We start from the raw sequence: 22,877 nt of genomic DNA, 5'->3' as shown, positions 1-22,877 counted from the left end.
TTTGCCTCAACACATTGTTGTAATAACCCAAACAGAAACAAGGTCTAGAATAAACATGAAAATGAAAAATGTAGCTGTCGCCTGTGCGCTGATGGCCGGTATGACATTGACGGCAACTTCTTCTTACGCGGCGAAAAGCGTCGACCCGACCAACGGGAAAATTCAGTTCTCCGGTACGCTGGTCAATTCAGCCTGTGGCCTGGCGCCAGAATCCAGCCCGGTACAAGTTAATTTTGGTGAGATTCCAACGTCTCAGTTAAAAGATAACCAGCGCGCAGGAACCAGACACGCGAAGATCGTCCTGCAGGGATGCGATACCACCGTGGCTAAAACTGCCACCGTGACTTACACCCCGGCAACAATCGATCCGGACAACGCAGCTCTGGCCGCTTTCACCTCCGGCACCGCTCAAGGCGCAGGTATCGGCATGGTTGATAGCGGCAACCAGGATGTGAAATGGGGCCAGGCGGCATCTCAGGTCAATATTACTGACGGTGAAACCGATATCGATTTCGTGGCTTATTTACAGGCCAATAACGCCTCTGCAGCAGTCACTCCGGGTGACTTCGAGTCTACCGTAAACTTCCAGATCGATTACCAGTAACGATATCGGGCAGGTGCATCGCTGCGCCTGCTTAGAACTTTATATCCAATAGATAAAGGGAGCGCAGCGATGCCTGGATGGCGGACTCTACTGCTTTTGATTCTCCTGCCATCAACATGGACCCTGGCGAGCACCAGTAAACTAGCTAAAACGCCAGGTAAAATGCATTTACAGGGGAAAATAATAGAAGCCGCTTGCTATGTCGATCATGATGACCAGCAATTGTTAGTTGAATTTCATAATATTTCTGCGAGAGATATTAGCAATGCCCCTGAAAATATTTCAGCGCATGATTTTAGTATTCATTTACTTGGCTGTTCATTAGGGGATTCACAACATCCAGGCAGTATATTTCATAGTGCCAGCATCACTTTTTACAATGCATCACAGAGCAATGATAAAGATGATTTAAGTGTGAAATCTGATTCCGGAGATTTATCAATTACAATCTTTGATAAATATGGAAATCCCATTCATATGGGGATCCCCTCCCCAGATTATGTACTGAATCCAGGTAAAAACACGCTCCGATTTACAGCACATTTAGTTTCCCCAAACGGATATATCCGTTCCGGTGAGTTTAACGCCAGCATGCATTTTGTTGTGAATTATCTGTAAGCCGTTCTGGTAATAAGGTCCTGAAGGTTAGCAAACGAAGATGACTACGCTGAATACATCCAAAACGCTTCTGGCACTTTTCATTGCCCTGGCCTGCACCTCTTTTTTTCCCGCTGCTGCAGACGAAACCATTGAATTCAATACCGCCGTGCTGGATGCCAGTGACCGACAAAATGTAGATTTACAGCGTTTTTCCGAAGGTAACTTTGTGGCTCCCGGAGATTATCTGCTGGACGTGCACATCAACGGCCAGGAGATCGCTCAGCAACAGGTCCGATATATCTCCGATGTTGACCATCCGCATAAGACCCTGGTCTGTCTCAGCCCGCAGCAGCTCGAACTACTGGCGCTGAAAGAGGATGCACTGAAATACACCCGCCCACTTGCAGAGAACTGTCTCGATATCTCACGCCTACCCGGCATAGCGCTGAACAATAGCGCCGGCGTCCTCGATATTACCGTCCCCCAGGCGTGGATGAAATATACCGACCCAAACTGGACGCCACCCGAACGTTGGGACAACGGCATAACCGGGCTCATTTTTGACTACAACCTTTCCGGGCAGGCAACGCGCTATCAACAGGATGGCGGCAGTTACCAGTCCCTTTCAGGTTACGGGCAGACAGGATTTAACCTCGGCGCCTGGCGTGTACGTAGCCAGTATCAGGCGAATTATACCTCTGACACACAAGGCACACGCTTCGACTGGGATCAATTTTACGCCTATCGTCCCCTGCCTATGCTGGCGGCGAAGCTGACGCTTGGCGAGATCTATTTAAACTCACAGATATTTGATTCTGTTCGTTTTACCGGAGCCAACCTCGCCAGCGACGAGCGTATGCTGCCGCCGAATTTGCAAGGTTATGCCCCGCAGGTCCACGGCATTGCCAAAAGCAACGCCAAAGTCACGGTGAGCCAGCAGCAGCATGTGATCTATCAGACCACCGTCCCGGCAGGGCCGTTCAATATCGAAGATCTGCGCAGCTCGGTGCGCGGCACGTTGGATGTTCGGGTGGAAGAACAAGATGGCACGGTTCAAACCTTTCAGGTCAATACGGCTGATATTCCCTACCTGACGCGTCCGGGTTATATCCGTTACAACGCCGCCGTGGGGAAGCCCTCGCGTTACGACCATCACCTCCAGGGGCCGGCGTTTTATAGCGGCGACTTTTCATGGGGAATGAGCAACGCGTGGTCGCTGTATGGCGGTGCGCTGCTGACCGGCAATCGCTATAACGCGGGGTCCCTGGGCATAGGGCGCGACCTGAGTCTGCTGGGCGCCCTCTCGGCGGATGTCACCCAATCGATCAGCCGGATAAAAAATCAAAACCAGCAAAAAGGATTGTCCTTCAAGCTCAGCTACGCCAAAACCTTTGATGAATACAACAGCGCCATTACCTTTGCCGGCTATCGTTTTTCCCAGCGGAACTTTCGCTCTTTCTCGCAATTTCTGGATGAGCAGTACGAAAATAACGACAGCACCGGGCGTGAAAAAGAGATGTATACCCTCACCGGGAATACCACCTTTTTTGCCGACGATCCTCGTCTTGCCACCACGTTGTATCTGACTTATGCCCATCAGAACTATTGGGATCGACGTTCGCAGGATCGTTATGGTCTGTCGGTCGGGCACACGTTCTCGTTTGCCGGTATGGAAGGGATCAGCGCTAACCTTGCGGCCTATCGTTCTGAGTATCAGGGAAAGCGCGATGACAGTCTGTCACTTTCCCTGTCGATCCCGTGGCGAGACGGACGCTCGACAGAATATCAGTTGCAAAACAGCGGCGGCCGCTCCAGCCAGATGGTTTCTTATTCCGATAACCGCGATCGCAATAATCCATGGCGAGTACGTGCGGGTCTGTCAGAAGACGGGCGAACGGCCTTTGATGGTTACTACCAGCACCGCAGCATGATGGCGGAACTAGAGTCTAACCTCAGCTGGCAACAGGACCGCTATATCTCGGTTGGAGGGACGGTGCGCGGTGGTTTTACCGCCACGCGGCACGGAGCCGCCTTCCACAATAGCCAGGCCTCAATGAACACGGCCCGCGTGATGGTCGATACCGACGGAGTTGCCAACGTTCCCCTCAATGGTCAACAGGCCCACTCAAACCGCTTTGGGATTGCTGTCGTGCCCGACATTGTCAGCTACAACAGCTTTGATACCCGCATTGACGTCGACGCGATGGCTGAGGACATCGCCGCCACTAAAGCCATTGTCACCAGTACGTTAACGGAAGGAGCCATTGGGTATCAACGCTTTGCGGTAGCACAGGGTGAAAAAATGATGGGGTTGCTGCGTCTTGCCGATGGCTCAGCCCCGCCTTTTGGCGCAGAAATTTTTAATGCTAACGGCGTCAGCGTCGCCATGGTCATGGACAACGGGGAAAGCTGGATCGCGGGGGTCAAACCCGATGAAACGCTCTCCGTTGTGTGGGGAGGCCAGACGCAATGCCACCTGAACGTTCCCCGACACATTAACCCACAAGGCAATGTCTTGCTGCCTTGCCACTCCTCTTAACCAGAAAAATGAATACTGCGATGAAAAACCAATCCTCTTTTCCTATACGTCGGGTGCTGATGTCAGCCACTTGCGGCCTGCTACTGGCTGCGGTAGTCCATTCGGCCTGGGCCGGCGTCGCCCTGGATCGTACCCGTTTGATCATCACCGGGAACGATCGCTCAGTGAGCGCCAGTTTAACCAACACCAGTCCCTCAACGCCCTTCCTGGCGCAATCCTGGGTGGAAGATGCCAGCGGCGCCAAAGTGACCTCTCCCCTCATGGTTCTCCCCCCCTTACAGCGCATTAACGGTGGGCAAAAAGGAATCGCCCGGGTCACCAAAACCAGCGGGATTACCTCCCTTCCGCAGGATCGTGAAAGTTTGTTCTATCTCAACGTGCGCGAAATTCCGCCGAAACCGGATAAACCCAACGTTTTGCAGCTGGCGATGCAGTCGCGCATCAAGCTGTTTTATCGCCCTTCGGCGATTGTGCCGCCAGAACCGGGGACAGTCTGGCAAAACCAGCTGGTCTTCCACAAAAACGGCAGCCAGTGGTCGGTAGACAATCCGACCCCCTACTTCATCACGGTCATCGGTCTGAGCCGCAAAACCGAAGCGGAAGGCAGCGGCAGGCTAACAAACTTCCCGGGGATGATGGTTGCCCCTAAATCATCGCAGAAGTTTAAGGTTACCGACGCCGGGATCGGTCAGTTCGTCATGATGTATGTGAATGATTTTGGCGGCCATCCGGAACTGAGATATCGCTGCACAGGTGATATTTGCCGGGCATTGCCAGCCGATCAACAACCCCGGTAACAGGATTCATCAGGGAGATTCGTTAATGAAGAAGCGACTTTGCATCCTGCTGCTGGCAGGGTGCTCCTGCTCCATTCAGGCCGATAACGGGCACCACGACATGAGCCATGTCTCAGGTGAATATGGCGACGTCCGCTTTCACGGGCGCGTTTATGTTTCACCCTGCGTACTGGACATGGCGTCCCGCGATCAAAGTATTAACCTCGGAGATATTCCGGCGAGCGCTTTTCACCAGGCAGGCGATCGTAGCCGCCCGGTTCTCGTCACATTGTTTCTCAATGACTGCCTGAAAGGTTCGAGCCACACCATACGGGATCTCCCAGGACAAACCTCCGCTACCCCACCGCTCGCACGTAGCACGCGAGAGCAAGGCATTTCCCTCACGCTGATGGCGGAAGGCGCGTGGGAAAATAGCGATCTTGCACGCATCCACGGCGATGTTCAGGGAGCGGGTATCCGCGTCATGACCGAACACCAGCAGCTTATCCATCTCAATCAGCCACAGCGTATGTGGATGATTAAACCTGGAAATAATGCGCTTCACTTTCTCGCCGCGCTGGAATCTACCGGACCCGAGGTCAGCGCCGGTGCCTTTCAAGGACTGCTCAGATTGAAGCTGGAGTATCTATGACCCTATTGTTCAAAGCCCTGCTTGGCGCCACGCTCTCGTCCATGACCCTGGCTGCATCGGCATTCACGCAAGGAGAAGGCGAGCCGCAAGGGGGGATGCCGCATCAGTATGATATCGAGCTGAAATCGTTAGATATGGATAAAAACCATATTGGCGGACGTACCAGTCCTTTCAACTGGAATCTGAACGGGCAATATGTGGTTAATTTTCATTGCCCTGTTGAAAATATCAGTCGCGGGGCTATCCATTACTCAACGCTTTCCACCATGCCGCTCTCATCAAACGGCCCCAATCGCTATCGTCTGAATGAATATCTGGATGTCGAGGTTTCGGTGTGGATTGCCGGAAACTATCGCGGCTACGTACCCGCTCCCTTTACCAATGTGTCAAATCTCCTGACCAACAATTCATGTTCGAAACGCAACGGCGTCTCTACGGTCAGAAACGTCGAAAGCGGCTCCAAAGGGAAAGTGGTATTTATCGTCACCAAACCGATCATTAACGGGATCAACATCGCTTCGCAGTCGCTTCTCGACGTCGCGGGACGAATGGGAACCGCCGGTCCGACGCCAACAACCTCTATTTCACGGGTGGTGATTAAATCCGGGATTATTACCGTTCCTGATAAATGCACATTTAATCGTGGCGATAAAATCACGGTTGAATTCGGCAATTTACCCGGGTCGAACGAGAAGCTTAATGGGGTCAACTTTAGTAAATCGATCCCCATCCACGTCCAATGCGAAGGCGGAAGCTTTGATCAGGGCGCGCTGAATATCAATCTGGCCGTCCAGACGAGCACAGCCTCCGGAACCGCCGGATTTAATAACCAGTTTCTCGGCACCCTGAGTAACGGGCAGAAACGCGACGATCTTGGCATCATCCTCAAAGACGAGGGTGGCCGTACCGTGGTACCCAACCAGTTTTATAATGTGAAAGGATTTTATCAAAATCAGGGCGACTGGAATCTCACCGCCGCTCCCATCGCGAATCCTGGCGCAGGAAGTGTGAAAGAGGGGGAATTCGAAGCCTCCGCAACCGTTGTGGCACAGTTTCAGTGAGGCGCCCGATGACCTACCGGATACTCCCGGTGCTGCTCTCTTTATTCCTGAGCGGCGCCGTCAATGCGGAAACCAAACTTGTCGGCGGCGATATGCATTTTCATGGCACCGTCATGGCACTGGCCTGCAGCCTTCCGCCCAACGCAGACAAGATTGAAGTCGATTTTGGACAGATCGCCGCGAAAGACCTTTACCTGAGCGGACGCAGTCAGCCTCAGGCGTTCACGATCCCCTTACGTGATTGTAATCCCGACGTTTTCGCCACGATTTCCGTCACCTTTAACGGTACTGAAGATGCAAATTTACCCGATCATCTGGCCTTGAACAGCGGCGGTCCCGGAAGTGCCTCTGGCGTGGCGATAGGGCTGAGCGAGGAGGACGGCGCCGCCATTCATCTGGGCCAAAGCACCTCCCGACAGGCCATTACCGAAGGCCCCATGGCGCTACACTTTCTGAGCTGGGTCGAGGTGGAGCCTGATGCCCTGAAAAATCAATCCATCGAGTTTGGCCCGTTCAGCGCCAGCGGAACCTGGACGCTAAATTATCAATAGCATGAAGACCTCCTCTTTATCGCCTCACCGCTCGGGACAGCGTTTGATAATCGGCCTCAGCACGGCGTTCTGGGGTATCACTCTCCACCTTTACTGGCCCAATAACGGCGGAAGCGGGCTGTCACTGCCGATGAATATCATGGCCTGGCTCTACGCCGGGCTGATAATGGGCGGTGCATCCTGTTTGTTATCCCGCCGAAGATGGCGCATCACGACGCCATCGTTGTGCATTATCGCTGGCACCTTCCTCCTGACGCTGCTTTGCCTGTTGACGCCTGCGATCTGGCGTTCGGAAGCCATCCTCGTTGCCGGTGCGATAACCGGCGGCGCATTGTTTTATCTGGTTCTGCTGCAAATTCCGCTGACAGGCAAGGTCTTCACTCAGTTACTCACAATCCTGTGGGGCGCAAGTCTGCTCGAATGCGGCATATTCACCCTTCAGTACCTGCATCTGCCTCTGGCGCAGTTCTGGGAATTTCCCTGGTGGCGAGACGCGCGCCCATATGGCATTTTTCAACAGGTCAACCTGATGGCCAGCTTCACGGCAAGCGGAACTCTGCTGTCCGCGACCCTCGCCTTACGTACCGGCGCCCGATGCCGTATTGCCATCGGCGCAGGCATGCTGTTAATGGGGTTTGTGCTGCATGAAAGCCAGTCCCAGACCGGATATCTGTCACTGTTTATCGGCTGGTTTCTGCTGCTGTGTTGCTTTCCTGCACGGCGGCGGCTGGCAGGATTATTGCTGCTCCTGATTCTGGGCATGGCGCTGGGGGAGTGCGTACGGCGCCTGCTATCCGTCGCGATCATCGATCATCAGACCTCCACCCGCACCCGCTGGGAAGTCCTCCGCGACTGCTGGACACTGTTTACTCATCATCCCTGGATGGGCTCCGGAGTCGGCAGCTTTCCCGCCCTCTTTCTGATGCATTTTGGCCACACGGGGCTGAGCCGGATTGCTCACCCGCATAATGAACTGGTGCTATGGCTGGTTGAAGGCGGCATGGTCGGGCTGGCCGGCACCGCCTGTTTTATCTCTGCCGGAGTCAGGCTCTGGCTGGCTGGCAATGTCTGGCGTCGCGCCTGCTTACTTTGCGCGGTTCCCGTCTTGATCCATATGTTGACGGAGTACCCCGTCTGGCAATCGACGCCACACTGGTTGTTGTTGATCCTGCTGATGCGTTGTGCGGATCGCCCGATAAAAGGAACACAGCTCGCCGGGGTGACCACAATGACGATCCGCACCTCGCTCGCGCTGCTGACCCTGATAGTGATCCCACTGCTGGGAAAAACGCTGCACATTCAGCAGCAGTTGACCGCCATTGAACGACAGGGAGAGCAGTGGCGGCTTCAGGCCCAGGTTCCTCCCGGCGGCTGGCTTCTGAGGTCCCGGTATCAGTTCGATATCCACATGGGCTACCTGCAACGTTATCAACAGACGAAGGACGAACGGTGGCTGAACGCCTTTTGGCACTGGGCCTCCCGCTACGTGCGTGTCCATCCCGATCCGAATGTCTCATTCACACGCATTTTGATTGCCCAGCATCAGCACGATTTTGCGCTAGCCCGCCACCTGGCGCACCGCTTTTATCTCGAGTACCCAAAAGACCGCCGCATCCCCTGGCTACAGGACACACGGCGCCCCTTCAATCACAGAAACAATGAACATGAGCAGAAAGATTGAGAATGTCCGATTCCCGTCAGAGATGAGCCATCACCGGGAACTGAGCCCGGTTTGCGGGATCCGGCTCGAAATGATCCACTTTTTTGCAGATTCTGTCTCTAACGTCACTGAAGTGCTAAGTCAGATTCAGACGAAACTCTCGCCAGATGCATTCTTTCGCCATCTCTCTGTTCAGGCGAAACAACAGTTATTTTTGTGGCAAATCCAACAAGTTATCGCATTACCAGGCCGTTTCTCCCTCAACATGTCACTCAACATGATGACTCAGCCAGCGTTTATCCAGGCGCTGATTGCGCAGGGGCGTCCAACGCGGATTATTATTGAAATACAGGACCCTGGTAATATGCTGCACCTTGCCAGGGACGAACGACAAATCGTACTGGCAGCGATACGTACTCTCTATCGGGCGGGGTTTAAAGTCTGGCTCGATGATTTGTATCCGCATCAGGTACCGATCTGGCAGCGCACGGGGATGCGTTTTGACGCGATAAAAATCTCCAGCGAGCTATTTCACCAGCTCAGAACAGCAGAACCACAGCTGGCCGCGCTGATTGCACGCTATCGCGAGATGGGCGAACGAGTCGTCATTGAGGGAGTTGAAACCGGACAAGATTACGCGCTCAGCCGTGACAGCGGAGCCGATGCCGTACAGGGATTTTTACTGCGCGATCCCCTGCCAATCGCACATCTTCTCAGTTAAGCGATGGCGCGAATACAGGCACGCAAACATTGCCTGAATGCAACAAGATAATCCCGCCGCTGCCCTGACTTCCTCACCATATTCCCGTCAGCGCTCTCTTCCAGACTGCCGCGTCATAAGCGCAAACTAAGGATGGGCTCTGCCAGATGATTATGCCGATGCGGTGCGCCCTGCTGAGCATGATGTGAAAAACCCACCGCCAGGTGGGTTCTTGTAGCGATGAATCCGACTATAAATACTCAGTTGCCGCCAGCCTTCTTAATCGCCGCATCCAGCGAGTCTTTATCAGCCAGCCCCGGGAAGACGGTAATCGTGGCTTCGGTCGCGCCGGTGGTCGGCATCACGATTACGCCCGGCGTTCCGCTTAAGCCAATCTCCTGCGCCAGCTGGTTGGTGCTCTCGAGGGCAGCCGCAACATCCGGCGCTTTCTTCGCGTCGAAATTCACTTTCTTCGCCTGCTGCTGCACATCCGCGGCCGTCAGCTTCCCTTCGTTATGCCCGGTGGCGTAAATCCCGTTATGGTAGGTCAGGTAAGCTTCCGCGCCCTTCTGCTGGTAAATTTGCAGGCCAGTCTTCGCCGCCGTCAACGAGGTCTCCCAGCGACTGCCGAAAATGGGCCACTCTTTAAACGCAAACCGGGTCTGCGGATTTTCTTTAATCACCTGCTCCATCACCGGCGCCAGACGGCTACAGTAAATACACTGATAATCAAAGAATTCGATCACGGTCACCTTGCCATTGGCCGGTCCGTAGGTCGGGGTATTTTTATCCTGGGTCAGCGCAGCCTGGTTTTTAATCACGGCCTGAGTTGCCGCGCTCGCCTGCTGTTCCTGCTGAATCTGCTGAAGCTTCTGGCTCGCCTGCAGCAGCACCTCCGGATGCGCGACTAAGTAATCCGCGGCAATTTTGCCAATGCGGGCTTCCTGCTCCGGGGTAAAAGTTGCTGCCGGCGCCTCCGCGGCAATGGCCAAAGCCGGAAGAAGCGTGGTGCCCAGCAACGCGCCAATCAATATTTTTTTCGTACCAGCCATGAGGATAATCCTTGCGATGAGTAAACGGCAGGTGGGTCTGACAAAACAAAGTACCATCCTTTTCCGGTGAATCATCCCGGCACGATGCATTGATTCGTAACTTTTTTTTTCAATATCGCGCATGGGCAACCCCAGCGCTCTTTTGCCGGGCAGTGGTCAATGCGCCAGAACAGAGGTACGCTTGCTGCGCTTTTTCCCTTGAGGATACTTTTTTTAACATGATATGAGTCAGGCATGAACGAGCTATTCAATCAGTGGGATGTTGTTGTTATTTTGCTACAAATCATCGCAATCGATCTGCTGCTGGGCGGCGACAATGCGGTGGTGATCGCCATGGCGTGCCGCAAGCTGCCGCCCGAACAGCGTACCAAAGCGATTATTATTGGCACCTTCGGCGCCATTCTGGCCCGCGTTCTGCTGTTGGCCATTGCCGTCTACCTGCTCTCTCTGCCGTGGCTGAAAATTGTCGGGGCGCTCCTGCTGCTGTGGATCGGTATCAAGCTGGTTGCCCATCAGGATGAAGATGAAGAGATCGGCAGCTCAGGCAGCCTGTGGCGGACCGCGGTCACCATCACGGTGGCCGATGTTATTATGTCGATGGATAACGTGCTGGCGGTCGCCGCCGCCGGGAAAGGCCACCTGCTGCTGGTCGCGTTGGGCGTATTGATCAGCATTCCGATCATCGTGGCAGGCAGTAAGCTGGTACTGGCCATCCTTAACCGCTTCCCGGTTGTTATCCTGCTGGGAGGCGCCCTTATCGGCTGGATAGCCGGCTCGATGTGGGTTACCGACCCCACCATCGTACGCCTGTTTCCGCAGGCACCCGATGCGCTACCGCTTATCGCCGGCGCCCTCGGCGCGGCGCTGGTGCTGCTGGAAGGACTTCGTCGCAACGGCCGGGCGCGTCCGGCCAGCTAAGCGCCCGCCGCTGACAGACGCCGTCAATCCCGACGGCGTCAAGTTTCCGCCAGATTCCTTCCCCACCGGCACTCATTTGCCCTAAGCTTATGACTGAAAGTCGTGACCACCGCAGCAAGTCAAATGAGATAACGCCATGGAATTAAAGGATTATTATGCCATTCTAGGGGTTAAGCCAACAGACGATCTAAAAACAATTAAGACCGCCTACCGCCGCCTGGCTCGTAAATATCACCCCGATGTCAGTAAAGAAAGCGATGCCGAAGCGCAATTTAAAGATCTCGCCGAAGCCTGGGAAGTCCTGAAAGATGAACAGCGCCGTGCCGAATATGACCAGCTCTGGCAGCACCGCAACGACCCGCAATTTGGCCGCCAGCAGCACTCCCGCGAACAAAGCTACAGCCAGCAGGATTTTGACGACATCTTCTCGTCGATGTTTGGCCAGCAGGCGCACCAGTCCCGCCGCCAGCATGCCGCCCGCGGCCATGATTTAGAAATTGAAGTCGCGGTGTTCCTTGAAGAGACACTGGCCGAGCAGACGCGCACCATCAGCTACAAACTGCCGGTCTATAACGTCTTCGGAATGGTTGAAAGCGAAACGCCGAAAACCCTGAATGTGAAAATTCCCGCCGGGGTCAGCGACGGGCAGCGTATTCGCCTGAAAGGTCAGGGAACGCCGGGAGAAAACGGCGGACCGAATGGCGATCTGTGGCTGGTTATCCACATCGCGCCGCATCCGCTGTTTGATATTGTGGGCCATAACCTGGAAATCGTTCTGCCGCTCGCACCGTGGGAGGCGGCGCTTGGCGCCAAAGTGACCATCCCGACGCTCAAAGAGAGCATCCTGCTGACCATCCCACCGGGTAGCCAGGCGGGACAGCGTTTACGTATTAAAGGGAAAGGGCTGGCCAGCAAAACGGCCACCGGCGATTTATATGCCGTGATTAAAATCGTCATGCCGCCCAAACCGAATGAGAAAGCCAGCGCGCTCTGGCAACAGCTGGCCGATGCAGAGGCCGGCTTCGAGCCGCGTCAAGCATGGGGGAAAGCATAATGGCTAAAATGGCAGTGACCTTTACGATGACGGAGTTTTGTCTGCATACCGGCGTTTCCGAAGAGGATCTGCGGGAGATCGTCGGCCTGGGCGTGATTGAACCACGCCAGCCGCTGACGGAGGTCTGGTTGTTCGACGATAGCGCGGTGATGATTGTCCACCGCGCGATGCGCCTGCGTCGGGAGCTGGAGCTGGACTGGCCGGGTATCGCGGTGGCGTTAACGCTGCTCGATGAGAATGCCCGGCTGACCCGCGAAAACCGGCTGCTGCAGCAGCAGCTGGCCCGTTTTCTGGCGCATAGTTAAGCCGGTAGCACAGCAGGCTCTTCTGCCATGGCCCGCCTGCGCGGGTCAACAAAAGACCAGGCATCTTTTGATGGCCTAAAACCGGTAGGCCGGGCAAGGCGCTGGCCGCCGCCCGGCAGAAATGCGGCGCCCTGCCTCATACAGAACCGACTAACGATGTACCCACTCCGGCAGCCAGTCGCCGTGGCTGGCAATCAAATCGTCCACCAGCGCATAAATCTCTTCGATGCCCAGCGCGGCAGAGGTATGCGGATCCATCATCGTGGCGTAATAGATGTAGTCCCGGTTCTCGGTAAGAATGGCCTCGGTCAGCAGAGTCTGGACGTTAATATTGGTCTGCATCAGCGCCGCCAGGTGCGCAGGCAGCCTCCCGACTTTGGTGGGCTGAATGCCGTTCGCATCCACCAGACAGGCCACTTCCACGCAGCACCCTTGCGGCAGGTTGTCGATCAGCCCCTCGTTGCGCACGTTACCGTACACGACGCTCGGCTCACCGGTCCAGAGGGCGTTGATGATGGTGCTGGCATACTCGCGGGAGGGCTTAATCTCAATCCGCTCGCGGGTTTTATACTGCTCCAGCTCTTTGTGCCAGTTGGCCACCTGCTCCACGCAGCGTTTTGGATATTCGTCCAGCGGCACCTGATAGCGTTCAATCAGATCTTCACGCCCCGGTTTGATAAACCACGGCGTATATTCCGCGAAGTGCTCTGACGACTCCGTCACGAAGTAGCCCAGCTTTTTGAACATCTCATAGCGAACAATATTCTGGCAGCGCGAGTTCTCCCGATGCTTCGGCGCCCGCCCGTCGGCAAAGGCCTGCAGCATATCCGGATAAATGCTGACGTAGCTGCCGTCGGCCCGTTTTTTCTCCAGCGACAGATAGAACGCCATATGGTTGATGCCCGCGCAGCGATAGCGCAAATCCGCCGGGTCGAGATCGAGATCGTGCGCCAGTTCTTCCGCCGTTCCCTGCACCGAATGGCACAACCCCACCTGTTTAATATGCGGATAGCGCGCATACATTGCCCAGGTATTCATCGCCATCGGATTAACGTAGTTCAGCATGGTCGCCTGCGGGCACACTTCCGTCATGTCCTCGCAAATGCGCCACAGGTGTGGAATGGTGCGTAATGCGCGCATAATCCCGCCCGGGCCGAGCGTATCGGCAATGGTTTGTTCCAGGCCATGCAGCTTACAGACTTCAAAATCGGTGACGGTACAGGGCTGATAGCCGCCAATCTGAAAAGCCACCACCACAAAATCCGCATCCTTCAGCGCAGTTCTCTGCTCGCGATGGCAGCTAATTTCACCGTCGGCGCCGACGGAATCCATCAGCTTACGCACCACAATGTGCGACTCTTCCAGCCGGGTCGCATCGATATCCATCAGCGCAACGTGCGCCGATTTCAACGCCGGGCGCTGAAAAACGTCACCGAGAATATTTTTGACGAAAACCGTTGAGCCAGCGCCGATAAACGTAATTTTTGGGGCAGACATAGTGCTCTCTCCATCAGGTCATTGAACCCCTGCAGAGTGGCACGTCCGCGCGGCTTCCCGCTGCCCTCTTCCCGACAGAGCATTCCCGGAAACTCAGATTGGCGGCGGGACAACACGAAATCTGAGTTTATGGGAACAAATCGGCGAAAAAGTAGAGAAAACGGGCCGTTTAATCCGCTAAGATACCGGCATACCGGTGCAAAAAACCAGCAAGTGTGATGATTCAGGAACCCACGCCGTCATGGAACAAAACCGCCCGCCTTCGCGCCACGACCCGCATATGAGCAGCAGCGACGAGAAACAGACCCGCAGCCCGCTGGCGCTCTATTCCGAATATCAGCGGATGGATATTGAGCTGCGCCCGCCCCACGCGATGGCCACCAGCCACTGGCATGGCCAGGTGGAGGTCAACGTGCCGTTCGACGGCGATGTGGAGTATCTGATTAACAATGAAGCGGTGCTCATCAAACAGGGCTATATCACCCTGTTCTGGGCCTGTACGCCGCACCAGTTGACTCGCCCCGGCAATTGCCGACAAATGGCTATCTTTAATCTGCCGATGCATCTGTTTTTATCCTGGCCGCTGGATCGCGAACTGATCAATAACGTCACCCACGGCATGGTGATTAAATCGCTCTCCGCCCAGCAGCTCAGCGTCTTTGAAGTCCAGCGCTGGCAGCAGGAGCTCAACAACGACAACGAACAGATTCGCCAGCTGGCGATCGATGAAATCGCGCTGATGCTTAAGCGCTTTAGCCTTTCCGGCTGGCAGCCGATCCTGGTCAATAAAACCTCACGCACCCACAAACACAGCGTCTCGCGGCATGCGCAGTTTTACGTCAGCCAGATGCTGGAATTTATCGCCGCCCACGACGATCAGGCGCTGACCGTCGATGCCGTTGCCGAGCATGTCAAACTGAACCCCAACTATGCAATGGGCATTTTCCAGCGGGTGATGCAGCAAACCATGAAGCAGTACATTACCGCGATGCGCATCAACCACGTGCGCGCCCTGCTCAGCGACACCGATAAGACGATCCTCGACATCGCCCTGACCGCCGGTTTTCGCTCCAGCAGCCGCTTCTACAGTACCTTTAGCAAGTACGTTGGTATGCCGCCGCAGCAGTATCGTAAGCTCAGCCAGCAGCGCCGGCAGGGCCTGCCGCCCGCGCAGCCATAAACGGGCATAAAAAATGCCGCCGGGGAAGCCCACGGCGGCATGATTTAACGCAAGAACCGATTATTCGTTAATACGCGGGTGCTGCTGCACCAGTCGGGAGCGTTTTTCCTGCAAATCCGCAATCTCCTGATCGAGATCTTCGATTTTGTGTTCGATGTTATCGTAGTGCTCGCCGAGAATTTCTTTCGCTTCCTGGATATCCGAAGCCGCAGGCGTCGCCCCTTTCAGCGGGCGGTTTGCCGTCTCTTTCATCGTCAGACCGGTCATCAGCCCGATAACCGCAATGACCATCAGATAGTAAGCCGGCATCATCAGGTTCTGCGAGGTTTCCACCAGCCAGGCCGCCAGAGTCGGCGTCAGACCGGCAATCAGCACCGAAATATTAAAGGCGCTGGCCAGGGCGCTAAAACGAATATGGGTCGGGAACATCGCCGGCAGCGAGGACGCCATCACCCCGATGAAGCAGTTGAGCACCACAGCCAGCAGCAGCAGACCCGCGAAAATCAGGCCAATAACGTTGCTGTTAATCATGATAAAGGCCGGAATCGACAGGGTAAACAGCGCCACGCTACCGATCAGAATAAACGGACGACGGCCGAAGCGGTCGCTGAGCATACCGATAATCGGCTGGACGAACAGCATACCGACCATGATCGCAATAATAATCAGCACCCCGTGATCTTCCGAGTAGTGCAGGTTATGCGACAGGTAGCTCGGCATGTAGGTGAGCAACATGTAGTAGGTCACGTTGGTGGAAATCACCAGACCGATACAGGTCAGCAGGCTGCGCCAGTGTTTGGTCGCAATCTCTTTAAAGGAGACTTTTGGCCCTTCCTGTAACCCTTCACGATCGCCCTGCTCAAGGGTATCAACGTGCTGCTGGAACGCCGGAGTCTCTTCCAGCGCATGACGAAGATAGAGACCAATCAGCCCTAACGGCAGGGCCAGGAAGAACGGTAAACGCCATCCCCAGCTGAGGAAGTTCTCTTCACCCACCACGCTAGAAATCAGCACCACCACGCCGGCGCCCAGGACAAAGCCGGCTATCGAACCAAAGTCCAGCCAGCTCCCCATAAAGCCGCGCTTGCGGTCGGGAGAGTATTCAGCAACAAAGATGGATGCACCGGTATACTCGCCGCCCACCGAGAAGCCCTGCGCCATTTTACACAGCAGCAGCAGAATCGGCGCCCAGATACCAATCGAGGCGTAAGACGGAATCAGACCGATACAGAAGGTACTGATCGACATGATGACAATGGTGATGGCCAGTATCTTTTGTCGACCATATTTATCGCCCAGCATGCCGAAGAACAGGCCGCCTAGCGGACGGATTAAGAACGGAACGGAGAAGGTCCCTAACGCGGCAATCATCTGCACGCTGGGATCGGCATCGGGGAAGAAGACTTTACCTAAGGCATACGCCACAAAACCATACACACCAAAATCGAACCACTCCATCGCATTACCCAGCGATGCTGCGGTAATCGCTTTCTTCAGTTTGCTGTCATCAATGATGGTCACATCCCGAAGCGTGATGGGTTTTACTTTTTTCCTTTTAAGCATAATTATCCTCTTTTGCTCTCGCCTTGAGCGCACGAATCTCCGCCGAATGACAAGGTCATTCGCGTCATGCGTTGGGAGCGGCGAATTGCTGTGCTCCACATTTCAAGCGTAGCAGGTTTGCCTGCACTGTCTGCTGACAGTCCGTACAACCGAACCTGTTGACGCCTGCTCTGGCCATAATGAATATGCGGTGCCGCTAATAAGTGTAGTGAATTTGCGTTCTCGCCTTTTTACCCTAACAGCGTTTAAATTTGGGATCAACTTCACAAAAATTTACCTACCCTTAAACAGAGTCGGCTAAAACCAATAAGTTCAATGAATATTGGAACTTAGCAATACATTTCCGGAAATATCTGGCGGTTTTTATGCAAATAACCCCGTCACTCTTCACGTGATATATTCATTTCTTCCCGGCGGTAACTCATAAAAAAGGCCCGACAAAAATGCGGGATTGCGCTATAATCACTTACACTTTCGGCTATCAGCCGCCATTTAATGGACCAACGTCCTGTTTTACCCAGTAATCGCGAGGAACGTCATGCAACTGCCACACTGCCCAAAATGCCATTCTGAATACACTTATGAAGACGGCGGCATGTTTATCTGCCCGGAATGCGCCCACGAATGGAACAATGCCGAGCCTGCGGATGATAACGACGCGCTGGTAGTCAAAGATGCCAACGGTAATTTACTCGCCGACGGCGACAGCGTCACCGTAGTAAAAGATCTCAAAGTTAAAGGCAGCTCTTCAATGCTGAAAATCGGCACCAAAGTGAAGAATATCCGACTGGTGGAAGGCGATCATAACATCGACTGTAAAATTGATGGTTTTGGTCCGATGAAGTTGAAATCCGAGTTCGTCAAAAAGAACTAATTCTATTTCCCCGGCACCGGAGATTTATTTTCCCGCTCCTGAAACGGCCGCCGGGATAAATGAACGGATATATTTCCGCTGCGCCGCCTGATTATTTCCCGCATGTCGCAGCATCCAGACCCGGCTCTACCGCCTGGTCTGGATGGCTCATCACCTTCTACACTTAATGGGTCTTCGTTACCTGAGGTAATGGTTATGCCCTTAAGTCCTTACATCACCTTTAGCGGCAACTGCGCAGCGGCGATAGCGTTCTATCGGCAAACGCTGGGCGCCGAACTTGTCCACCAAATCACCTACGGCGAAATGCCGCAGAATGTCCAGGATGCCCAGGATGGCTGCCCTTCCGGCCAGCATTTATCCGCCGACTGTATCGCTCATGCCAGCCTGCGCGTCGCGGGTAGCGAGCTCATGCTCGGCGACAGCCCGGGCGGCGAGACCGATCGCTACGCCGGCTTTACCCTGGTACTCGATACTCAGGACCTGGCCGAGGGCAAGCGCTGGTTCGATAGCCTCGCCGACGGCGGGAGCGTCGAGATGGACTGGCAGGAAACCTTCTGGGCCCACGGCTTTGGTAAAACCATCGACCGCTTTGGCGTGCCGTGGATGGTGAACGTTGTCAAACAAGCGTAAAACTTCCCCCTCCGGGCGGGTTCTCCCGCCCTGTCACTCAGCTGGCACCAACTCTTCATCCGCCGGTCATTGTGTGTTAACCGGAATGTAACAAAAACGCGTCAGGATCGGGCCACTCTCAGAGGGAAATCCCTTCTTCTGCTTAGTGAGGCTTGACTGACATGTACTTATCCAGACATCCGACCAGTTATCCGACCCGGTATCAGGAAATTGCCGCCAGACTTGAGCAGGAGCTACGCCATCACTACCGCTGCGGCGACTACCTTCCGGCTGAACAACAGCTGGCCACGCGTTTTGAAGTCAACCGCCATACCCTGCGCCGGGCGATCGATCAGCTGGTTGAACGCGGCTGGGTCCAGCGTCGTCAGGGGGTTGGCGTGCTGGTGCTGATGCGCCCAATCGACTATCCGCTCAATGCCCAGGCGCGCTTCAGCCAGAATCTGCTCGATCAAGGCAGCCACCCGACCAGCGAAAAGCTGCTGTCGGTACTGCGCCCGGCCAGCAGCCACGTCGCCGAAGCCTTTGGCATTGATGAAGGCGACAACGTCATTCATCTCCGGACCCTGCGCCGCGTCAACGGCGTCGCGCTGTGCCTGATCGACCACTACTTCACCGACCTGCGCTTCTGGCCAGCGCTGCAAACTTTCACCCAGGGTTCACTGCACGATTTCCTGCGCCAACGGCTGGATGTCGAACTGACCCGCGCGCGCACCAAAATCAGCGCCCGTCGCGCCCAGGCTAAAGAGAGCAATATTCTCGGGATCCCCAACATGGCGCCGCTGCTGTGCGTGAGAACCCTGAACCACCGCGCGGGCGAAACGCAGGCTACGGAGTACTCCGTCAGCCTGACCCGGGCGGACATGATTGAATTCACCATGGAGCACTGAATGCACTTTGATACCGCAACCCGCCAGCGCTGGATGTCCGTGCTGGCCCACAGTGAACCCGAGGAGCTGCTGGCACGGATGCAGACCCTGCAGCTGGCGCCGGACTATGAACTGATTCGCGCGCCGGAAACCGGCCTGGTGCAGCTGCAGGCACGGATGGGCGGGATCGGCGATCGCTTCTTCGCCGGCGACGCCACCCTCACCCGCGCCGCCATTCGCCTTGCCGACGGCACCATCGGCTACAGCTGGATCCTCGGTCGCGATCGACCACATGCCGAACGCTGCGCCACCATCGACGCGCTGATGCAATCGCCCCACCATTTTCACACCTTAATGGAAACCCTGATTACCCCGCTGGAAGCACAACGAAGCGCACGCATTGAAGCCCGACGCGCCGAAGTCAACGCCAGCCGGGTGGACTTCTTTACTCTGGTTCGCGGAGATAACGCATGACCTTACAAACCGCTTTTACCCTACCGGTGCAGGATGCCCAGCACAGTTTTCGTCGCCTGCTCAAAGCCATGAGCGAGCCGGGCGTCATTGTCGCCCTGCAGCAGCTCCAGCACGGCTGGCAGCCGTTGAATATCGCCTCCACCAGCCTGCTGCTGACACTGGCGGACCACGAAACGCCGGTCTGGCTCTCATCGGCGCTGCATAACGACCTCGTCGGCCAGAACTTACGTTTTCATACCGGCGCACCGCTGGTGGAACTGCCGCAGCAGGCGGTCTTCGCCGTCACCGATGAACGTATCAGCAGCGAACAGCTTAACGTCCTGTCCGCTGGTACCGTCGCTGCGCCGGAAACCGGCGTCACGCTGATTGTCCAACTCGCCAGCCTCAGCGGCGGGCGCATGCTGCGCCTGACCGGGGCCGGTATCGCTGAAGAGCGCATGATTGCCCCGCAGCTGCCGGACTGCATCATTGATGAGCTGACCGAACGCCCGCACCCGTTCCCGCTGGGCATTGACCTGATCCTCACCTGCGGCGAGCGCCTGCTGGCTATCCCGCGCACCACCCACGTGGAGGTTTGCTGATGTACGTTGCCGTCAAAGGCGGAGAGCGAGCGATCGAAGCCGCTCACGCCTTACAGGAACATAAACGACGAGGCGATGGACGGCTTCCCGAACTGAGCATTGAACAGATTACCCAACAGCTACACCTGGCGGTCGATCGGGTGATGACCGAAGGCGGCATCGCCGATCGTGAACTGGCGGCGCTGGCGCTCAAACAGGCCAGCGGTGACAACGTCGAAGCCATTTTTTTACTGCGCGCGTATCGCACCACCCTGCAGCGGCTGGCGGTGAGCGAACCTGTCGATACCGCCAGCATGCGCCTGGAACGCCGTATTTCGGCGGTCTATAAGGATATTCCCGGCGGCCAGATGCTCGGCCCGACCTACGATTACACCCACCGCCTGCTGGATTTCACCCTGCTGGCCAACGGCGAAACGCCGCCGCTGAAAACCGCCGAACGGCCGCCGGAAGCCACACCGCACGTTTTTAACCTGCTGGTGCAGCAGGGGCTGGCGAAAGCGGAACAGGAGTCCCACGCCCGGCCCGACGACATCACCCGCAATCCGCCGGTCTATCCCTGTTCTCGCTCGTCACGCCTGCAACAGCTGGTGCGCGGCGATGAAGGCTATCTGCTGGCGCTGGCCTACTCCACGCAGCGCGGCTACGGCCGCAACCACCCTTTTGCCGGTGAGATTCGCAGCGGCTACGTCGCCATTGAGATCGTCCCCGAAGAGCTGGGTTTTACGGTCAATATCGGCGAACTGCTGATGACGGAATGCGAGATGGTCAACGGTTTCGTGGCGCCGGAAAGCGAACCGCCGCACTTTACGCGCGGCTATGGCCTGGTATTCGGCCTGAGCGAGCGCAAAGCGATGGCGATGGCGCTGGTCGACCGGGCGCTACAGGCGCCGGAGTACGGCGAGGAGATAGCCGGGCCAGCGCAGGATGAAGAGTTTGTCCTCGCCCACGCCGATAACGTCGAGGCGGCCGGTTTCGTCTCGCATCTCAAGCTGCCCCACTATGTCGATTTCCAGGCCGAACTGGCGCTGCTGAAACGCCTGCAACGGGAGAACGAACGTGGCTAACCCACTCACTGGCTACAACTTTGCTTATCTTGATGAGCAGACCAAGCGCATGATCCGCCGGGCAATTCTCAAAGCGGTGGCGATTCCCGGCTACCAGGTACCGTTCGGCGGCCGCGAAATGCCGATGCCCTACGGCTGGGGCACCGGCGGTATTCAGCTGACCGCCAGTATCATCGGTGAGCATGACGTGCTGAAGGTGATTGACCAGGGCGCCGATGACACCACCAATGCGGTGTCGATACGGCAGTTTTTTAAGCGCGTCACCGGCGTCGCGACCACCGAGGCAACCTGCGATGCCACGCTGATCCAGACCCGTCACCGGATCCCGGAAACGCCGCTCACCGAAGATCAGATCCTGATCTTCCAGGTGCCGATCCCGGAACCGCTGCGCTTTATTGAGCCGCGCGAGACCGAAACCCGCACCATGCATGCGCTGGAAGAGTACGGCGTGATGCAGGTGAAACTGTATGAAGACATTGCCCGCTTCGGTCATATCGCCACCACCTATGCCTACCCGGTAAAAGTGAACGGCCGCTATGTGATGGACCCGTCGCCTATCCCTAAATTCGACAACCCGAAAATGCACATGATGCCCGCGCTACAGCTGTTCGGCGCCGGGCGGGAAAAGCGTATTTACGCCGTGCCGCCGTTTACCCCGGTGGAGAGCCTCGATTTCGACGACCACCCCTTTACCGTCCAGGAGTGGGATGAACCCTGCGCCATTTGCGGGTCTCGCCACAGCTACCTTGATGAAGTGGTACTCGATGACAGCGGCAAACGGATGTTTGTCTGCTCCGATACCGACTATTGCCGCCAACAGAGCGAGGCGCTGAACAAATGAGCCATCCGTTACTCGCGGTCAATCATCTGACCCATCTTTATGCGCCGGGCAAAGGCTTCAGCGACGTCTCTTTTGAACTGTGGCCCGGTGAAGTGCTGGGTATCGTGGGCGAGTCCGGCTCGGGGAAAACCACTCTGCTGAAAGCCCTCTCGGCGCGCCTGGCGCCGCAGGAGGGTGAAGTGCGGTATGAAAACCGCTCGCTGTATGCGATGAGCGAAGCGGATCGCCGCCGTCTGCTGCGCACCGAATGGGGCGTGGTACATCAGCATCCGATGGACGGCCTGCGGCGCCAGGTGTCAGCGGGCGGCAATATCGGTGAGCGCCTGATGGCCACCGGCGCACGCCACTACGGAAATATCCGCGCCACCGCCGAACGGTGGCTGAGCGATGTCGAAATTCCGCCGTCGCGTATTGACGATCTGCCCACCACGTTTTCCGGCGGTATGCAGCAGCGTTTGCAAATCGCCCGCAACCTTGTGACCCAGCCGAAGCTGGTGTTTATGGACGAGCCGACCGGCGGTCTGGATGTCTCGGTGCAGGCGCGTCTGCTCGACCTGCTGCGTGGCCTGGTGGTCGAGCTGAACCTGGCGGTGGTGATTGTCACCCACGACCTGGGGGTGGCGCGCCTGCTGGCTAATCGTCTGCTGGTCATGAAACAGGGTCAGGTGGTGGAAAGTGGCTTAACCGACCGGGTGCTGGACGATCCTCATCATCCGTATACCCAGCTGCTGGTGTCATCGGTATTGCAGAACTGAGGTTGCTGTCGCCGGGTGGCGCTGCGCTTACCCGGCCTACGAACACAGCCCCCCCCAGTCCGGGTTAGGCCGTGAACACA

General features: G+C 56.2%; 24 protein-coding genes. 21 read left to right on the top strand and 3 right to left on the bottom strand.

The window, feature by feature from the left end; translation table 11 throughout:
* Window positions 1-55: 55 nt before the first annotated feature.
* The 9 genes from MC50_RS10445 to MC50_RS10405 all read left to right on the top strand — a co-directional run bounded on the left by MC50_RS10445 (window position 56) and on the right by MC50_RS10405 (window position 9,164).
* The gene (locus MC50_RS10445) at window positions 56-604 is read left to right on the top strand and encodes a fimbrial protein (RefSeq protein WP_032689872.1); all 549 of its coding nucleotides are present in this window, start codon (window positions 56-58) and stop codon (window positions 602-604) included.
* A 69-nt stretch (window positions 605-673) separates the two neighbouring features.
* A complete protein-coding gene (locus MC50_RS10440; RefSeq protein WP_072000050.1) occupies window positions 674-1,222 on the top strand; it encodes a fimbrial protein in 549 nt (182 codons plus the stop codon).
* Between the two features lie 40 nt (window positions 1,223-1,262).
* A complete protein-coding gene (locus MC50_RS10435) occupies window positions 1,263-3,743 on the top strand; it encodes a fimbria/pilus outer membrane usher protein (protein ID WP_047663799.1) in 2,481 nt (826 codons plus the stop codon).
* A 20-nt stretch (window positions 3,744-3,763) separates the two neighbouring features.
* Window positions 3,764-4,540, top strand: coding sequence for a fimbrial biogenesis chaperone (locus MC50_RS10430; RefSeq protein WP_032689874.1), 777 nt, complete (start codon window positions 3,764-3,766; stop codon window positions 4,538-4,540).
* 25 nt (window positions 4,541-4,565) lie between these two features.
* Entirely contained in the window at window positions 4,566-5,171 is a 606-nt protein-coding gene (locus MC50_RS10425; protein ID WP_032689875.1) for a fimbrial protein, read from the top strand.
* Window positions 5,168-6,232 (top strand): fimbrial protein, encoded by a 1,065-nt coding sequence (locus tag MC50_RS10420; protein WP_047663798.1) that lies wholly within the window; start codon window positions 5,168-5,170, stop codon window positions 6,230-6,232. Before MC50_RS10425 ends, MC50_RS10420 begins: the two co-directional genes overlap by 4 nt.
* Before the next feature lie 8 nt (window positions 6,233-6,240).
* Window positions 6,241-6,783, top strand: coding sequence for a fimbrial protein (locus tag MC50_RS10415; protein ID WP_032689877.1), 543 nt, complete (start codon window positions 6,241-6,243; stop codon window positions 6,781-6,783).
* 43 nt (window positions 6,784-6,826) lie between these two features.
* Window positions 6,827-8,464 (top strand): PglL family O-oligosaccharyltransferase, encoded by a 1,638-nt coding sequence (locus MC50_RS10410; protein WP_319830351.1) that lies wholly within the window; start codon window positions 6,827-6,829, stop codon window positions 8,462-8,464.
* Window positions 8,448-9,164: an EAL domain-containing protein gene (locus tag MC50_RS10405; protein ID WP_050461230.1), complete on the top strand. Its 717-nt coding sequence runs from the start codon at window positions 8,448-8,450 to the stop codon at window positions 9,162-9,164. The genes MC50_RS10410 and MC50_RS10405 overlap by 17 nt, the downstream gene beginning before the upstream one ends.
* Window positions 9,165-9,403: 239 nt before the next feature.
* Here MC50_RS10405 and MC50_RS10400 read toward each other — a convergent pair whose 3' ends face one another.
* Window positions 9,404-10,195, bottom strand: a complete 792-nt coding sequence (locus MC50_RS10400; protein ID WP_032689879.1) for a DsbA family protein — start codon at window positions 10,193-10,195, stop codon at window positions 9,404-9,406.
* Between the two features lie 234 nt (window positions 10,196-10,429).
* Between MC50_RS10400 and MC50_RS10395 the strand changes: the two genes are divergently transcribed.
* The 3 genes from MC50_RS10395 (at window position 10,430) to cbpM (ending at window position 12,472) form a co-directional block, all read left to right on the top strand.
* A complete protein-coding gene (locus MC50_RS10395; RefSeq protein ID WP_032697125.1) occupies window positions 10,430-11,113 on the top strand; it encodes a TerC family protein in 684 nt (227 codons plus the stop codon).
* A gap of 136 nt (window positions 11,114-11,249) precedes the next feature.
* Window positions 11,250-12,167, top strand: a complete 918-nt coding sequence (gene cbpA / locus MC50_RS10390; protein WP_032689882.1) for a curved DNA-binding protein — start codon at window positions 11,250-11,252, stop codon at window positions 12,165-12,167.
* A complete protein-coding gene (cbpM, locus tag MC50_RS10385) occupies window positions 12,167-12,472 on the top strand; it encodes a chaperone modulator CbpM (RefSeq protein WP_032689883.1) in 306 nt (101 codons plus the stop codon). The genes cbpA and cbpM overlap by 1 nt, the downstream gene beginning before the upstream one ends.
* Window positions 12,473-12,622: 150 nt before the next feature.
* Here the strand turns inward: cbpM and melA are convergent, their stop codons facing one another.
* Window positions 12,623-13,969, bottom strand: a complete 1,347-nt coding sequence (gene melA / locus MC50_RS10380; RefSeq protein WP_032689884.1) for an alpha-glucosidase/alpha-galactosidase — start codon at window positions 13,967-13,969, stop codon at window positions 12,623-12,625.
* A 241-nt stretch (window positions 13,970-14,210) separates the two neighbouring features.
* Between melA and melR the strand changes: the two genes are divergently transcribed.
* On the top strand, window positions 14,211-15,149 hold the full coding sequence (gene melR / locus MC50_RS10375; RefSeq protein WP_047663793.1) for a transcriptional regulator MelR: 939 nt from the start codon (window positions 14,211-14,213) through the stop codon (window positions 15,147-15,149).
* A 60-nt stretch (window positions 15,150-15,209) separates the two neighbouring features.
* Here the strand turns inward: melR and proP are convergent, their stop codons facing one another.
* The gene (proP, locus tag MC50_RS10370) at window positions 15,210-16,712 is read right to left on the bottom strand and encodes a glycine betaine/L-proline transporter ProP (protein ID WP_032689886.1); all 1,503 of its coding nucleotides are present in this window, start codon (window positions 16,710-16,712) and stop codon (window positions 15,210-15,212) included.
* A gap of 538 nt (window positions 16,713-17,250) precedes the next feature.
* On the opposite strand from proP, the gene MC50_RS10365 reads away from it, so the two are divergent.
* From MC50_RS10365 to phnK, 8 genes are all read left to right on the top strand, one after another.
* Complete coding sequence (locus MC50_RS10365; protein ID WP_004097870.1) at window positions 17,251-17,586, top strand: zinc ribbon domain-containing protein YjdM; 336 nt, start codon at window positions 17,251-17,253, stop codon at window positions 17,584-17,586.
* A gap of 195 nt (window positions 17,587-17,781) precedes the next feature.
* Window positions 17,782-18,216, top strand: a complete 435-nt coding sequence (gene yjdN / locus MC50_RS10360; RefSeq protein ID WP_047663790.1) for a VOC family metalloprotein YjdN — start codon at window positions 17,782-17,784, stop codon at window positions 18,214-18,216.
* A gap of 161 nt (window positions 18,217-18,377) precedes the next feature.
* Window positions 18,378-19,103, top strand: a complete 726-nt coding sequence (phnF, locus tag MC50_RS10355) for a phosphonate metabolism transcriptional regulator PhnF (RefSeq protein WP_032689888.1) — start codon at window positions 18,378-18,380, stop codon at window positions 19,101-19,103.
* Window positions 19,104-19,556: a phosphonate C-P lyase system protein PhnG gene (gene phnG, locus MC50_RS10350; RefSeq protein ID WP_032689889.1), complete on the top strand. Its 453-nt coding sequence runs from the start codon at window positions 19,104-19,106 to the stop codon at window positions 19,554-19,556.
* Complete coding sequence (phnH, locus tag MC50_RS10345) at window positions 19,553-20,137, top strand: phosphonate C-P lyase system protein PhnH (RefSeq protein ID WP_004856589.1); 585 nt, start codon at window positions 19,553-19,555, stop codon at window positions 20,135-20,137. The genes phnG and phnH overlap by 4 nt, the downstream gene beginning before the upstream one ends.
* Entirely contained in the window at window positions 20,137-21,201 is a 1,065-nt protein-coding gene (locus MC50_RS10340) for a carbon-phosphorus lyase complex subunit PhnI (RefSeq protein WP_046853233.1), read from the top strand. The genes phnH and MC50_RS10340 overlap by 1 nt, the downstream gene beginning before the upstream one ends.
* Window positions 21,194-22,042 carry an alpha-D-ribose 1-methylphosphonate 5-phosphate C-P-lyase PhnJ gene (locus MC50_RS10335; protein ID WP_032698356.1) on the top strand — a complete coding sequence of 283 codons (849 nt, stop codon included), beginning with the start codon at window positions 21,194-21,196 and terminating at the stop codon, window positions 22,040-22,042. The genes MC50_RS10340 and MC50_RS10335 overlap by 8 nt, the downstream gene beginning before the upstream one ends.
* Window positions 22,039-22,797, top strand: a complete 759-nt coding sequence (gene phnK / locus MC50_RS10330; RefSeq protein ID WP_046853234.1) for a phosphonate C-P lyase system protein PhnK — start codon at window positions 22,039-22,041, stop codon at window positions 22,795-22,797. Before MC50_RS10335 ends, phnK begins: the two co-directional genes overlap by 4 nt.
* Window positions 22,798-22,877: the final 80 nt, after the last annotated feature.

Source organism: Klebsiella planticola, from assembly GCF_000783935.2.
Lineage (GTDB): Bacteria > Pseudomonadota > Gammaproteobacteria > Enterobacterales > Enterobacteriaceae > Klebsiella > Klebsiella planticola.
The sequence above is the reverse complement of the archived record's forward strand: the minus strand, read 5'-3'. Positions and strand labels throughout refer to the sequence as shown.

Coding starts and splice junctions, on each gene's coding strand:
- MC50_RS10340 (WP_046853233.1), top strand. CDS start 20,137: ATGTACGTTGCCGTCAAAGGCGGAGAGCGAGCGATCGAAGCCGCTCAC.
- MC50_RS10425 (WP_032689875.1), top strand. CDS start 4,566: ATGAAGAAGCGACTTTGCATCCTGCTGCTGGCAGGGTGCTCCTGCTCC.
- MC50_RS10435 (WP_047663799.1), top strand. CDS start 1,263: ATGACTACGCTGAATACATCCAAAACGCTTCTGGCACTTTTCATTGCC.
- MC50_RS10420 (WP_047663798.1), top strand. CDS start 5,168: ATGACCCTATTGTTCAAAGCCCTGCTTGGCGCCACGCTCTCGTCCATG.
- cbpA (WP_032689882.1), top strand. CDS start 11,250: ATGGAATTAAAGGATTATTATGCCATTCTAGGGGTTAAGCCAACAGAC.
- melR (WP_047663793.1), top strand. CDS start 14,211: ATGGAACAAAACCGCCCGCCTTCGCGCCACGACCCGCATATGAGCAGC.
- melA (WP_032689884.1), bottom strand. CDS start 13,969: ATGTCTGCCCCAAAAATTACGTTTATCGGCGCTGGCTCAACGGTTTTC.
- MC50_RS10365 (WP_004097870.1), top strand. CDS start 17,251: ATGCAACTGCCACACTGCCCAAAATGCCATTCTGAATACACTTATGAA.
- MC50_RS10430 (WP_032689874.1), top strand. CDS start 3,764: ATGAAAAACCAATCCTCTTTTCCTATACGTCGGGTGCTGATGTCAGCC.
- phnF (WP_032689888.1), top strand. CDS start 18,378: ATGTACTTATCCAGACATCCGACCAGTTATCCGACCCGGTATCAGGAA.
- proP (WP_032689886.1), bottom strand. CDS start 16,712: ATGCTTAAAAGGAAAAAAGTAAAACCCATCACGCTTCGGGATGTGACC.
- MC50_RS10415 (WP_032689877.1), top strand. CDS start 6,241: ATGACCTACCGGATACTCCCGGTGCTGCTCTCTTTATTCCTGAGCGGC.
- phnH (WP_004856589.1), top strand. CDS start 19,553: ATGACCTTACAAACCGCTTTTACCCTACCGGTGCAGGATGCCCAGCAC.
- yjdN (WP_047663790.1), top strand. CDS start 17,782: ATGCCCTTAAGTCCTTACATCACCTTTAGCGGCAACTGCGCAGCGGCG.
- phnK (WP_046853234.1), top strand. CDS start 22,039: ATGAGCCATCCGTTACTCGCGGTCAATCATCTGACCCATCTTTATGCG.
- MC50_RS10445 (WP_032689872.1), top strand. CDS start 56: ATGAAAATGAAAAATGTAGCTGTCGCCTGTGCGCTGATGGCCGGTATG.
- cbpM (WP_032689883.1), top strand. CDS start 12,167: ATGGCTAAAATGGCAGTGACCTTTACGATGACGGAGTTTTGTCTGCAT.
- MC50_RS10400 (WP_032689879.1), bottom strand. CDS start 10,195: ATGGCTGGTACGAAAAAAATATTGATTGGCGCGTTGCTGGGCACCACG.
- MC50_RS10395 (WP_032697125.1), top strand. CDS start 10,430: ATGAACGAGCTATTCAATCAGTGGGATGTTGTTGTTATTTTGCTACAA.
- MC50_RS10440 (WP_072000050.1), top strand. CDS start 674: ATGCCTGGATGGCGGACTCTACTGCTTTTGATTCTCCTGCCATCAACA.
- MC50_RS10405 (WP_050461230.1), top strand. CDS start 8,448: ATGAGCAGAAAGATTGAGAATGTCCGATTCCCGTCAGAGATGAGCCAT.
- phnG (WP_032689889.1), top strand. CDS start 19,104: ATGCACTTTGATACCGCAACCCGCCAGCGCTGGATGTCCGTGCTGGCC.